This window comes from Streptomyces sp. DH41, assembly GCF_029813785.1.
Lineage (GTDB): Bacteria > Actinomycetota > Actinomycetes > Streptomycetales > Streptomycetaceae > Streptomyces.
Map to the genome: position 1 here is coordinate 235,732 of NZ_JARVKY010000012.1, position 12,934 is coordinate 248,665.

Below are 12,934 nucleotides of genomic sequence, written 5' to 3' on the forward strand. Positions count from 1 at the left end.
CTGGTCTCGTAAAGCTACGGCGAACGGACATGTAGCGCTGCGTGACTCCTGCGATCGTCGTTTCCCCTCGCTGGACTTTCCGTTGAGCTGAACGAGTGATCTCGGCGGGGCGGAGGAGCGCGGGTGTGCCAGGACTGGGAGCCGGAGGACCTGATCGAGGTCGGGACCCTGCTCGAAGACGGTATGAAGCGGGTGCGGAAGGAAGGCGGAGCAAGGCGCCGTCCGACAGCCGTCGCTTCCTCCCGGGCCATCCGGCGATGCGCGGACTGGAAAAGGCTGTGGCGCCCCAGGGAACAGGCCCCGGGGCGCCACAGGAGCGGTCAGACGCCGAACGCGGCGGGGTACTGGATGGTGCCCGTCGGGACCGGGCGAGTGTCGTCCAGAGCCATGGCCATCATGGCCTCGTCAGGTACGTCGAAGGGGGCTCGGATGCCGAAGCGGGAAGCCGGCGTGAAGCCGAACCGAGGGTAGTAGTCGGCGTGCCCCAGGACGACGACGAGGTTCTCTCCCGTGGCCCGGGCGGCGGCCAGGGCGGCGCGGATGGCCGCGGAGCCGGCACCGGTGCGCTGGGCCGACGGCAGTACCGCGCACGGCGCCAGGGCGAGGGCGGGTTGACCGTCGACGTGGCAGCGGGTGAGCAGCGCGTACCCGACCGGGGTGCTGTCGGGGGCCGCGGCGACCATCGACAGTCCGTCGATCCACGCCTTCGGGTCAGCGCGCAGGGCGTCGACGATGTCGGCCTCCAGGGCGGTGGGGAAGGCCGCGAGGAGGATGTCACGGACGGCGGGGATGTCGTCGGCGGTTTCGGGACGTGCGGTCCAGGTGGTCATGGTTCCGTTCTCAGTGGTGTCGTGGGGGCGGAGGATGTAGGCGGCGTAGTCGTAGTCGCTGCCGTGTTCGCGCCGCATGTCGATCTCTGTCCGGTGTGCGGCCAGGGCCTGCGGCATGCCGGGCTGCTGCGGATCCGCTCGGTCCATGCGCTGGGAGAGTGGCGTGTAGTACTCGTCCCACCAGTCGCTTTCCGGCAGCGGCCAGTGCGCGCGGAGGCGATAGCCGGCGGCCCGCGCGGCGTCGGTGTTCGCGGTGCGGGTGCGCGGTGGGTAGGCCGCGTCCCAGTAGGCGCGCACCGGGCCAGCGGGGTTGGGCACGGCCCATTCGATTTCGGTGACGACGAGGACGCCGCCCGGGGCGAGCAGGCGACGCCAGGCGCGCAGGGCGACGTCGAAGCCGATGGTGTATACGGACCCCTCGGCCCAGATCACGTCGAAGCTGTGATCGGGGACGGGCAGCCGGTCCATCGAGCAGTTGACGACCGTGACCTGGTCGCCCAGGCCCCGGCGGGCCGCCTCGGCGGCGAGGCCGTCCAGGAAGGGCTGGTGCAGGTCGACCGCGGTCACGTGCGCACCGGCTTCCTCCGCCAGCAGCAGGGTGGAGCGGCCGGGGCCGCAGCCCGCGTCCAGCACCCGCGGGCACTCGGGCAATGGCCCGGCCGTCTCCAGCAGGCGCCGAGTGGTGGCGTCCGAGCCGGGGCCCTGCCGGGGCAGATCGTGGTGCAGGGCGAAGAACGCCTCCGTCACCGGGTCGGTGCCAGGAGCGGGGTCGGGTGTGTCGGTGTCGTTCACAGCTGGCGCTCCCGGAACTGGTAGGTGGCGCGCAGGTGCCGCGTGATGTCCCTTTTGACGGCCTCTCGGTCGGTGCGCAGCCGAGCGTCGGTGCGGGAGGCCGCGTAGGCGTTCTCCCTCAGCAGTTGGCGGTAGCTGTCCAGACGGCGCTGGGGAACCTCGCCTGCCTCGACGGCAGCCAGCACCGCGCAGCCGGGTTCGCTCACATGTGCGCAGTCCGTGAACCGGCAGCCCTGTGCGAGGTGTTCGATCTCGGCGAAGGTCTGCTCCAGCCCTTCCTGGGCGTCGTGCAGGCCGATCGCGCGCAGACCGGGTGTGTCCAGCAGGACCCCGCCGCCGGGCAGCGGAGTCAGCTCCCGCCATGCGGTGGTGTGCCGCCCCTTGCCGTCCACGTCGCGCACGGCGGCGGTCGCCAGCCGGTCCTCGCCCAGCAGTTGGTTACCCAAAGTGGACTTACCCGCGCCGGAGGGGCCCAACAGCACGATGGTGCCGTTCAGGACGGCCGTCAGGGTGTCCAGGCCCAGCCCGGTCACGGCACTGGTGACCAGCACATCTGTGCCTGGTGCCACCTCGGACACCTCGGCTGCGGCCAGTTGCGCGTCGGCACACTGGTCGGCCTTGGTGAGCACCACGACCGGCTGGGCGCCGCTCTCCCAGGCCAGGGCGAGCATGCGTTCGGTCCTGCCGTGCTTCAGCGGGGTACCCAGCGACACCGTCACCACGACCGTGTCGACGTTGGCGGCCAGGACCTGACCGCGGGAAGTACGCGAAGCGGTGGATCGCACCAGGGCGGTGCGTCGCTCCAGTATCGCGTGCAGCACTGGTCCGTGATTCGTGGTGGCAGGACGCAGGGCGGCCCAGTCGCCCGTGCATGGCGGCGACAGCGGATTCTTCTGATCGGCGGCACTGGTGATCTCCGCACGGAGGATTCCGGCGTCGGTGACTGCTTCACACGAGCCGCGTTCGGCTCGCACGATACGGGCCGGGATCAGGCCGGCATCGCGATGGGGCGCGAAGGCGTGCTCGCACGCCTCGTCCCAGCCGTAGTCCGCGAGGGAGTACGGCTGAGCATGGCGGAAAGTAGATTGAGACAACGTAGAGACCCTTGAACAGGGACCCCGATGAGCGCGAAGCTCCTCCCCCGTGAGCCATCGGGCTTGGGCGGGGGTGAACGTCAGGTCAGACCGAGGCCCGGGACGTGAGGATGGTCCGGCGTGCGCTGCACACGGCAGCGGCCTTCACGGCAGACATCAACTCACCTCCCCCTTCTGGTCCCGCAGCTGACCCGATTGTCCCTGCTCCACTAACGCTAACACGTCCATGCCCCGGCGCCGGACAACACCGGGGCGGAGGGCGTCGGTACACGGGGGCTCAGGTCCGGCCTGGCGGGAGCGGGACAGAACATCGGGGTGGAGGTTCCGCCCTCTGCGTCGTGCGTCAGGACGCTGTGACGGAGCCCGGTGGAGCGTCCACCCGTCCAGCGTCGTCGTCCCGGCCGGCGCCCTGCGCATTGCGATCTGCGATCAGTTACGAGAACAGGGCCGACCGCACCCGCCAGGAGACGCCTCGGCTGCCCCAGGTCCACACCCTCGTCACCCGATCGAGTGAGCGCGGTGTCCACAAGGCGGGGGCTGTCCACGGAACGGCGCGGCGCCCTTCTGCGCAATCCCCGTTCGCCGTACGGTGATTCGCGCGGACACCCCTCGCCCGACAGCCGGCGAACGTCCGCCTCAGCGTTCTCCTTCTCAGCCACGCGCACAGCTGAGCACCCCCACACAAGGGGCCCGAGGGGTCCCACCGACGAAAGGGCAGTCCCATGGAAAGGGAAAGGACAGCACCGGCTCCGACCAGGCGACGGCTCCTGAAGGGCGCCGCGCTCGCCACCGTCCCGTACGCCCTGTTCTCCGGCACACGGGCCACAGCACGACCCCGGGCCGTCGACTACCCCTCCGCCGAGTGGCAGCCGGCGACCACGTCCAACTACAGCCGGTCGAACCGCCCCACGGCCTATCCCGTCGACCGCGTGGTCGTCCACGTCACGCAGGAGACGTACGCCGACACGCTCTCCATCTTCCGCAACCCGGAGAAGCAGGTGTCCGCGCACTATGTCGTCCGGTCCTCCGACGGGCACGTGGCGCAGTGTGTCCGTGAGGCGGACATCGCCTGGCACGCCGGGAACTGGGACTACAACACCCGCAGCATCGGGATCGAACACGAGGGCTGGGTGGACCGGCCCGAATACTTCACCAACGCCCTGTACGAGCAGTCGGCCCGGCTCACCGCGGCGATCTGCGCCACGTACGGCATCCCCAAGGACCGCGCACACATCATCGCCCACCACGAGGTACCGGGCAGCGACCACACGGATCCGGGGCCCCTGTGGGACTGGACCCGCTACATCAGAATGGTCAACTTCGCCTGACCGTCGCCGTGCCCCGCGTCTCGGGAGATCCGGCTGGTCGAAGAGGTTGTCCGCGCCTGTCCGCGGAGTGACGATGTCCCCCTCGCACCACCGACAGCAGCACCGTCCGGGGAGGCCGAGTTGACTGATTCATGGCTGGCTCTGGAACCGGGGGCCGACCCCGTCGAACGCGCGCGGACGCTGCGGCGCGCACACGAGACGTTCACCGAGGCGGGAACGGTACCGCGCCCCGTGCGTGCCGTGGTGGCGGATTCCTGGCGGCGCTCGGTCCGGGCAGGCGTCGGCCCGGACGGCACCGCGAGCGTGGAGCTCATGGACGGTGACCTCGGCGCCTACCGGGCCGAGCATCCGCTGGCACGGGTGATGCCCCTGGTCCGCGAGCTCCTGGGTACGTTCGCCGCGGACGGCGAGCACCTGCTCGCGGTGTGCGACGCGCACGGCAGACTGCTCTGGGTAGAGGGGCATCCGGCCACCCGGCGCCGGGCGGGGCGGATGAACTTCGTGCCGGGTGCCCGGTGGGCGGAGTCCGCGGTCGGGACGAACGCGCCGGGCACGGCGGTGGCCGTGGGACGGCCGGTCCAGGTCTTCGCGGCCGAGCACTTCATACGACGGGTCCAGCCGTGGACGTGCGCGGCGGCTCCGGTGCACGACCCCCGCACCGGTCGGGTGCTCGGTGCCGTGGACATCACCGGCGGGGATCGTCTGGCGCATCCGCACAGTCTGGGCTTCGTCCAGGCGGTCGCGCGCGCCGCCGAGTCGCAACTGGCACTGTTCACCCCGCAGCGCTCCCCGGCCGAGGCGGCCGAGCTGACCGCGCTGGGCCGTGACGAGGCGCTGCTGAGCGCGGACGGCCGCCGAGTCCGGCTGAGCCGACGGCACAGCGAGATCGTCGTACTGCTGGCCCACCACCCGGAGGGCCTGACCGGCGAAGAGTTGCTGTGCGCGCTGTACGAGGACGAGGCGGTGCCGTCCGTGACCCTGCGTGCCGAACTGGCGCGACTGCGCGGGATCCTGGGGCCCGGCCGGCTGGCGTCCCGACCGTACCGGCTCGCGATGCCCGTCGAGTCGGACGCCGCCGTCGTGGAGCGTCGTCTGCGGGCCGGTGCGGTGACGGGGGCCGCGGCGGCCTACCCCGGTCCGCTGCTGCCCGGCTCACGGGCTCCGGCAGTGGTACGGCTCCGGCGGCGGCTCGCCGACGGACTGCGCGCCGCACTGATCGACTGCCGGGATCCCGACCTGCTGGCCGACTGGGCGCACGCGCCGTGGGGCGAGGACGACCTCGACGTGTGGCGGGCGCTGGCCGCGACCCGGCCCACACCGGCGGTCCGGTCCCGGCTCGCCGCGCTGGAGTCCGAGCTGACGGCGCAGAGCGCCTGGTGACTGCCCATCGGCGCGGACCGGCCCCGGCCTGGCGGTCGGTGACCGCCGCACGTGCAACGTCACTGCAACGTCCCGCTCCCTAGCCTGGCGCTCAGGGCTGTCCAACGGCGGGCGGCCTCGACGAGGGAGGCAGACAGGATGACCCGTTACGCGGCGCCCGGCTCCGAGGGCGCGATCGTCTCCTACCAGTCGCGCTACGACCACTTCATCGGTGGCGAGTACGTGCGGCCGGCGCGCGGGCAGTACTTCGAGAACCCGTCACCGGTGAACGGTCAGCCGTTCACGGAGGTCGCGCGCGGTACGGCGGAGGATGTCGAGCGGGCGCTCGACGCGGCGCACGAGGCCGCCCCGGGCTGGGGCCGCACATCGGTGACCGAGCGTTCCGGCATCCTGCTGAAGATCGCCGAGCGCATGGAGGCCAACCTGGAGCGACTGGCGGTCGCCGAAAGCTGGGAGAACGGTAAGCCGGTGCGGGAAACGCTGGCGGCCGACATCCCGCTCGCCATCGACCATTTCCGCTACTTCGCGGGCGCGATCCGCGCTCAGGAGGGCTCACTCGGCGAGCTCGACGACGACACCGTCGCGTACCACTTCCACGAACCGCTGGGCGTGGTCGCGCAGATCATCCCGTGGAACTTCCCGATCCTGATGGCCACCTGGAAGCTGGCCCCGGCTCTCGCCGCCGGCAACGCCGTGGTCCTGAAGCCCGCCGAGCAGACCCCGGCCTCGATCCACTACTGGCTGAGTCTGGTCGCGGACCTGCTGCCGCCCGGCGTCCTGAACGTCGTCAACGGCTTCGGCGCGGAGGCGGGCAAACCGCTCGCCTCCAGCCCGCGGGTGGCGAAGATCGCGTTCACCGGGGAGACCACGACCGGGCGGCTGATCATGCAGTACGCCTCGGAGAACATCAAGCCGGTCACGCTGGAGCTGGGAGGCAAGTCACCGAACATCTTCTTCGACGATGTCTGGGCGCAGGACGACGACTTCCGCGACAAGGCACTCGAGGGCTTCACGATGTTCGCGCTCAACCAGGGCGAGGTGTGCACCTGCCCGTCCCGGGCTCTGGTCCAGCGCGGCACGTACGCCGAGTTCATGGAGGCCGCCGTCGCCCGCACCGAGCTGATCAAGCCGGGTCACCCCCTCGACACCGACACGATGATCGGCGCGCAGGCGTCCAACGACCAGTTGGAGAAGATCCTCTCCTACCTGGACATCGGCCGGCAGGAGGGCGCCAAGGTGCTCACCGGCGGCGAACGCGTCGAGCATGAAGGCGAGTTGAAGGGCGGCTACTACGTCCAACCGACGATCTTCGAGGGCCACAACCGCATGCGGATCTTCCAGGAGGAGATCTTCGGCCCGGTCGTGTCGGTCACGCCCTTCGACGACTTCGACGACGCGATCAAGACGGCTAACGACACCCTGTACGGTCTCGGCGCCGGTGTGTGGACCCGCGACATGAACACCGCCTACCGCGCGGGCCGCGCCATCCAGGCGGGGCGGGTCTGGACGAACTGCTATCACGCCTACCCGGCGCATGCCGCCTTCGGCGGCTACAAGCAGTCGGGGATCGGCCGGGAGAACCACAAGATGATGCTGGAGCACTACCAGCAGACGAAGAACATTCTCTGTTCCTACAGCCCTAAGAAGCTCGGGTTCTTCTAGAACTCAAGTCGGCGACTGGTGGGCTTGGTGCCACTCCCACACTCCTGGACCTCCTTCACGATCCATGCCAGTTGCGGGAGGGCTGTTGAGGTGGATGCCGATCAGCCGCTGCCGCTCCGGGGCGACGAGGCCGAGCTCTCTTTCAGCGCGCTACCGCGACCGCCTCTACGTGCCGCACCACGGGGAGGTCACCGCCCGCGGCACGCCCGCCGAGGTGCTCACGTCCGCGCTCCTGGCCGAGATGTACGGGGTGACGACGGAGGGTCTCGGTCCTCCCCCGCTCCGCCGCTCCTCGGTCCCTCTGCTCCTGCGCTCTCCTTCTCCTCCGCTTCGGGAACTTCCGTGTGGCGAGGGGACGTTGAGGCCGGTGCGGGGCTGAATAGGAGCGGACATGACACAGGAGCTCGCGCGGAATCCGTGGCGGCTGCTGCTGATAGAGGACGATCGGGAACTGGTCGGCATGCTCTCCGAGGTCCTGCGGGACGAGGGCTACTCGGTCGATGTCGCGACCGACGGCCAGCGGGGCCTGCATCTCGGCCTCACCCGGCAGTACGACGTGTTCGTCGTCGACCGGCGGCTGCCGGTGCTGGACGGCCTGGACCTGCTGGGCAGGCTACGGACCCGCGCGGTCCGCACACCGGCGCTGATGCTGACAGCGATGGGCACCGTGCACGACCGGGTCGACGGCCTGGACGCCGGAGCCGACGACTATCTGGTGAAGCCGTTCGAGCTGGACGAACTCGGGGCCCGCCTGCGGGCCCTGTGCCGGCGTTCGCTGGAGGGCGGGGACGTGCTGCGGATCGGCTCGGGGCGTCTGCACGTCGGCCCGCGCGAGGTCGAGTCGGCCGACGGCGAGCGGATCGCCCTCGCCGCGCGGGAGTTCGCCCTGCTGTGGGTGCTCGCCTCGCGCCCCGACACCGTCCACACCCGGGCGGAGCTGCGCCGGCTGGTGTTCCAGGAGGCGCCGGCGTCCTCCATCGTCGACACCTACGTCTACTATCTGCGCCGCAAGCTGGGCCGGCAGGTGGTGCGCACGGTGCACGGTCTCGGCTACCGGCTGGGGGCGCTGTGAAAGCGTCGGCTTCCACGGAACGGGGGGCGGTCCGCCGGGCACGGCTGCGCATCGGCGTACTGACCGGCGCGATCATCACCCTGCTGGTGACGGTCGTCGGCGGGATCGCCGACACGGTCATGACACGTGCCCAGAGCGACCAGGTGTGGCGAGAGCTGCGCTTCGGCGCGGCCCGCGGCGACCTGTCCAGTCCGCCGGTGTGCACCTGGCTGTTCGCACGCGGCGCGACCCCGCTGGCCAACGCCCCGGCGGGCTTCCCGTTGGGCGGCGACATGCGTCAGGTACACCGGACCCACGAGGCCGTGGAACGCACCCTGCGGCGCGACGGCACCCAGTATCTGGTGCGCACCCAGGTCAGGGCGGACGGCAGGGTCGTGCAGGCGGTGTTCGACATGCGCTTCCAGTTGGCCGACCGCCGGCATCTGTGGTTCGCGCTGGGCGTCGCGGAGGTGGTGGGCCTGCTGGCCGCGGCCGCCACCGGCGTGGTGCTCGGGCGGCTCGCCGTGTCCCCGCTGGCCGAGGCGCTCACCCGGCAGCGCCGGTTCGTGACCGACGCCAGCCACGAGCTGCGCACCCCGGTCACCCAGGTGTACACGCGGGCGCAACTGCTGGCCCGGCAGGCGGCGGCGCAGAGCATGCCCGCGCCGCACCGCGAGGGGCTGACCCGGCTGGTCGGCTCGGTCGGCCGGCTCGGTGAGGTGCTGGACGACCTGCTGCTGTCCGCGAGTCTCGCGGCGGGCCCGGCCCGGCCGTCGGAGCACCGTCCGGTCGATCTGGTGGCGCTGGCCCGTTCGGTGGTCGCGGAGGAGGCGGACCGGGTACGCGACGGTCGTCTCACCGTCGTCGTGGACGGTCCGCCGTACCCCCTGTTCGTCGATGGTGTCGAGTCGGCGCTGCGCCGGGCCGTCGGCGAGTTGCTGTCCAACGCCGTCGGCCACACCCCAAAGGGCGGACGGATCGAGGTCGCCCTGGTACGCGCCCGCGACACGGTCACGCTGACCGTCGCGAACACCGGGACCGGCTTCGCCCCCGCCGAGGCGGAACGGCTCTTCGAGCGGTTCCACCGGGGCGGGGGCGGCGGCCGGTACGGGCTGGGGCTCGCGCTGCTGCGGGAGGTCGTCACCCACCACGGCGGGACGGTCGTCGCGACCGGACGCCCCGGGCACGGCGCCCGGTTCACCATCCGACTCCCCCTGGACGGTGCTCCGGACACCGCCGTCCGGCCAGCGCGGAGCAGAGTGCCCCGCGTCGGAGCACGCCGGGTCAAAGCCGGTCGTACCTGACCAGGAGGCGCGCGGCGGCTCGGACGTCCGCGTCCAGCGGACGGTCCGGGTCGACCGGTGGGATGGCATCGGCGAGGGCGTCCAGGAGTCCGCCGCACCGTGGTGCGGCGGGGTGGCGGGCACCGACGTGGGCGGCCTGGCGCAGGCCGAGGGCGAGCGACCCGCACAGCAGGCCGAGCAGTTGGGCCATGTCGTGGGCGCGCAGGGCCGCCTGCGTGCCGAACGGGACGACGTCCTGGTTGTGCAGGTTCGTCGGCAGGCTCTGCATGCCGGCCGGTGTCGCGGCGCGGCGGATCTCCGCCACGAACGCGGTGGTGGCCAACTGCACGCCCTGCAGGCCGTGCTGGGCTCCGGGTGTGGTGGCCAGCATCGGTGGCAGCCCGCCGTTTCGTGCCGGGTCCACCAGGAGGTCGAGTTGGCGTTCGGCGAGATTGCCCAGCTGGGCGGTGACGGAGGCGAGCAGGTCGGCGGCGAACGCGGCGGGCTGCCCGAAGAAGTTCCCACCGTGGACGACCTTTCCCTGCCCCACGTCGTCGGTGCCGGACCATGAACCGGGTCCGGCTCCGGGAAAGAACAGCGGATTGTCGCTGACCCCGCCGAGGTCGGCGGCGACGACACCGTCGACGTAACGGAGCGCGTCCTCGGCGGCGCCGAGCAGTTGCGGGGCACAACGGATGCTGTACGGCTCCTGCAGTGGCCGCGTGCCCGAGGGCGTGCCGCCCTCCAGGGTCCGCCGCATCCGGCTGCCCACGTCGACGGCGCCGGGGTGGCCGTAGGCCCGGAGCAGGTCGGCGTCGAGGAAGCCGGTGTCGCAGCCGAGGAGGTCGGTCAGCAGGCAGGTGAGCGCGGTGAGCGAGCGGTGGGCGGCGCGGACGGCGTCGAGGGCCAGCGCGGTGGCCGCGGTGGTGAGTGAGGTGCCGTTGACCAGGGCGAGCGCGTCGCGTCCGTCGAGGGCGAGGGGGTGCAGCCCGGCGGCGGTCAGCGCGTCGCCGGCGGGCATGCGCCGGCCGTCCAGGTAGGCGTGGCCGCGGCCGCGCAGTGCCTGGGTGGCGTAGGCGAGGGGGATGAGGTCGCCGCTCGCGCCGACGGAGCCGTAGCGGGGGACGGCGGGTGCGAACGTGGTGGCGAACATCGCCGCGAGCCGGTCGAGCACCTCGGGCGACACACCGGACAGTCCCCGGGCGAGGGAGCGGGTGCGCAGCAGCAGGGCGGCGCGGACGATCTCGGGTGGCAGGTCCGGGCCCTGGCCGGCGCCGAGGTGGGCCAGGGTGTTGTCGCACTGGTCGGCGTCGGTGGCCCGGCCGGCGTAGCCGACGAGGGCACCGAAGCCGGTGTCGGCTCCGTAGATCCGGCGGTCCGCGCCGCCAGGCGCGTGCGGCGGGTGCGGCGGGTGTCGCAGCGCGTGGAAGAGACGGCGACCGCGTTCGACGCGTGCGCGGGCCTCCTCGTCCACCGTGACGGTGAGGGGGGACGCCGCGTGGCGCAGGGCGGCGACGTCCAGGGGGCCGGTGAGCGGGACGGTGTCCGTTGGAGTGAGCACACCGGGAAACGTAGGCCCGGGTTTTCAGAGCGCTCTGAAATCCCGTGGCTACCTTCCGTGTCATGAGCCATGACTGCCATGACTACCTCATCATCGGAGCGGGCCCGGCCGGCCTGCAACTCGCCTCCTTCCTGGAGCGGGACGGCGCGGACTACGTCGTCCTGGAGCGCGGCAGCGTTCCGGGCGCGTTCTTCACGCGCTTCCCCCGGCACCGCAACCTGATCTCGAACAACAAGGTGCACACCGGGTACGACGACCCGGAGCTGCGGCTGCGGATGGACTGGAACTCGCTGCTGAGCGACGACCCGGAGCTGCTGTTCACCCGGTACAGCCCCCGGTACTTCCCGCCCGCCGACGACCTGGTGCGCTACCTGGGGGACTTCGCCGCCCGGACCGGGGTGCGGGTGCGCTACGACACCGCCGTCCGGCACGTCACCCGCGACGCCGGGGGGTTCACCGTCACCGACGCCGGCGGGACGGCGTGGCGGGCGCGGCACCTGGTGGTCGCCACCGGCATGCCGGTGCCGAACCTGCCCTCGATCCCGGGTGCCGAACTCGCCGAGCGGTACGACACGATCGACACCGACCCGGCGGCCTACACCGACCAGCGGGTGCTGATCATCGGGCGGGGCAACTCCGCGTTCGAGACCGCCGAGAACCTGATGGAGAACGCGGCGGTCATCCACGTCGTCGGCTCGGGTTCGCTGCGCATGGCCTGGCGGACGCACTACGTGGGACACCTGCGCGCGGTCTACAACAACTTCCTGGACAGCTACCAGCTCAAGTCCCAGAACGCACTCCTCGACGGCCGGGTGCTCGGCATCCGGCGGGCCGCTGACGGCGGCTACCGGGTCCAGGTGGCCTTCGAGCGCAACGAGGACGTGCTCAAGGACCTGCGCTACGACCGGGTGATCGTGGCCACCGGGTTCCGCTTCGACGTCTCGCTGTTCGACGAGACGTGTACCCCGGACCTGATCGTCGACGGGCGTTTCCCGGAGCTGACGCCCCTGAGCGAGTCGGTCAACGTGCCCGGGCTGTACTTCGCCGGGACGCTGATGCAGGGCCGTGACTTCAGAAAGGCCACGACCGGCTTCATCCACGGCTTCCGCTACATGGTGCGGGCCCTGCACCGGGGACTGCGGCAGCGCCACCACCGGGAGCCGTGGCCCGCGACGGAGCTGGGAGACGCCACGGAGCGGGCCGTGGACGCCGTGATCACCCGGATCAACCGGTCCTCGGCCCTGTGGCAGCAGTTCGCCGTCCTCGGCGACCTCCTGACGCTCGCCCCGGACGGCACGATGCGCTACGCCGAGGAGGTCCCCGTCGCCCATGTGCCGGACGCCGTGCGCGCCGGGGACTTCGGTGACGTCGAGGCACACGCGGTGATCACCCTGGAGTACGGCAAGGACCACGACCTCGTCGACCCCTTCGACGTGTCCGCCGGCCGCCGGTCCCAGTACGACGTCTCCGGAGTGGACGGCCGCTACCTCCACCCGGTCGTGCGCTGGTACCGGCAGGGCGAGTTCGTCGCCGAGCACCACCTCGCGTCGAACCTGGAGAACGAGTGGGACAGCGAGGAGTTCCACCGGGCCCCGCTGCGGGCGTTCCTCACCGCCCACCGCGGCGCGGTCGCCCCGGTGGCACCGTGACCCTCCGCGAACTGCGCGAGGCGGCGCGCGCGGCGCTCGACCCCGTCCACTACGACTACGTGGCGGGCGGTGCGGGCGAGGAGCGCGCGGTGGCCGCCAACGAGCGGGCGTTCGACCGGTACGCGCTGCTGCCCCGCGTACTGCGCGGCGGCACGGAACGGGACACCGCCGTCGACCTGCCGGGCGCCCGGCGGGCGGCGCCGGTGGTGGTCGCGCCCACCGCGTTCCACCGGCTGCTTCACCCGGACGGCGAACGGGCCACGGCGCGGGCCGCCGCGGCCGAGGGCGCCGTCCTGGTGACGGG

At 71.8% G+C, this 12,934-nt stretch carries 10 protein-coding genes; 7 read left to right on the plus strand and 3 right to left on the minus strand.

Annotation, left to right across the window (positions count from 1 at the left end; genetic code table 11):
- Positions 1-320 precede the first annotated feature (320 nt).
- Both QC283_RS21250 and rsgA read right to left on the minus strand, forming a co-directional pair.
- Positions 321-1,622 (minus strand): bifunctional class I SAM-dependent methyltransferase/N-acetyltransferase, encoded by a 1,302-nt coding sequence (locus QC283_RS21250; protein ID WP_279563182.1) that lies wholly within the window; start codon positions 1,620-1,622, stop codon positions 321-323.
- Entirely contained in the window at positions 1,619-2,716 is a 1,098-nt protein-coding gene (gene rsgA / locus QC283_RS21255; RefSeq protein ID WP_279563183.1) for a ribosome small subunit-dependent GTPase A, read from the minus strand. Before rsgA ends, QC283_RS21250 begins: the two co-directional genes overlap by 4 nt.
- A 722-nt stretch (positions 2,717-3,438) precedes the next feature.
- On the opposite strand from rsgA, the gene QC283_RS21260 reads away from it, so the two are divergent.
- The 5 genes from QC283_RS21260 to QC283_RS21285 all read left to right on the plus strand — a co-directional run bounded on the left by QC283_RS21260 (position 3,439) and on the right by QC283_RS21285 (position 9,441).
- Positions 3,439-4,044, plus strand: a complete 606-nt coding sequence (locus tag QC283_RS21260; RefSeq protein WP_279563184.1) for an N-acetylmuramoyl-L-alanine amidase — start codon at positions 3,439-3,441, stop codon at positions 4,042-4,044.
- A gap of 120 nt (positions 4,045-4,164) precedes the next feature.
- Positions 4,165-5,424, plus strand: a complete 1,260-nt coding sequence (locus tag QC283_RS21265; protein ID WP_279563185.1) for a helix-turn-helix domain-containing protein — start codon at positions 4,165-4,167, stop codon at positions 5,422-5,424.
- Between the two features lie 138 nt (positions 5,425-5,562).
- Positions 5,563-7,086: an acetaldehyde dehydrogenase ExaC gene (gene exaC / locus QC283_RS21270; protein ID WP_279563186.1), complete on the plus strand. Its 1,524-nt coding sequence runs from the start codon at positions 5,563-5,565 to the stop codon at positions 7,084-7,086.
- Between the two features lie 391 nt (positions 7,087-7,477).
- Entirely contained in the window at positions 7,478-8,158 is a 681-nt protein-coding gene (locus QC283_RS21280; protein ID WP_279563187.1) for a response regulator transcription factor, read from the plus strand.
- On the plus strand, positions 8,155-9,441 hold the full coding sequence (locus QC283_RS21285; RefSeq protein ID WP_279563188.1) for a sensor histidine kinase: 1,287 nt from the start codon (positions 8,155-8,157) through the stop codon (positions 9,439-9,441). The genes QC283_RS21280 and QC283_RS21285 overlap by 4 nt, the downstream gene beginning before the upstream one ends.
- Here QC283_RS21285 and QC283_RS21290 read toward each other — a convergent pair.
- Positions 9,422-10,981 (minus strand): aromatic amino acid ammonia-lyase, encoded by a 1,560-nt coding sequence (locus QC283_RS21290; protein ID WP_279563189.1) that lies wholly within the window; start codon positions 10,979-10,981, stop codon positions 9,422-9,424. The genes QC283_RS21285 and QC283_RS21290 overlap by 20 nt on opposite strands.
- A 62-nt stretch (positions 10,982-11,043) precedes the next feature.
- Between QC283_RS21290 and QC283_RS21295 the strand changes: the two genes are divergently transcribed.
- Together QC283_RS21295 and QC283_RS21300 are read left to right on the plus strand one after the other, a co-directional pair.
- Positions 11,044-12,630 carry an NAD(P)-binding domain-containing protein gene (locus QC283_RS21295; RefSeq protein WP_279563190.1) on the plus strand — a complete coding sequence of 529 codons (1,587 nt, stop codon included), beginning with the start codon at positions 11,044-11,046 and terminating at the stop codon, positions 12,628-12,630.
- A partial coding sequence (locus QC283_RS21300; protein WP_279563191.1) for an alpha-hydroxy-acid oxidizing protein occupies positions 12,627-12,934 on the plus strand: 308 nt, incomplete at its 3' end. The genes QC283_RS21295 and QC283_RS21300, both read left to right, overlap by 4 nt.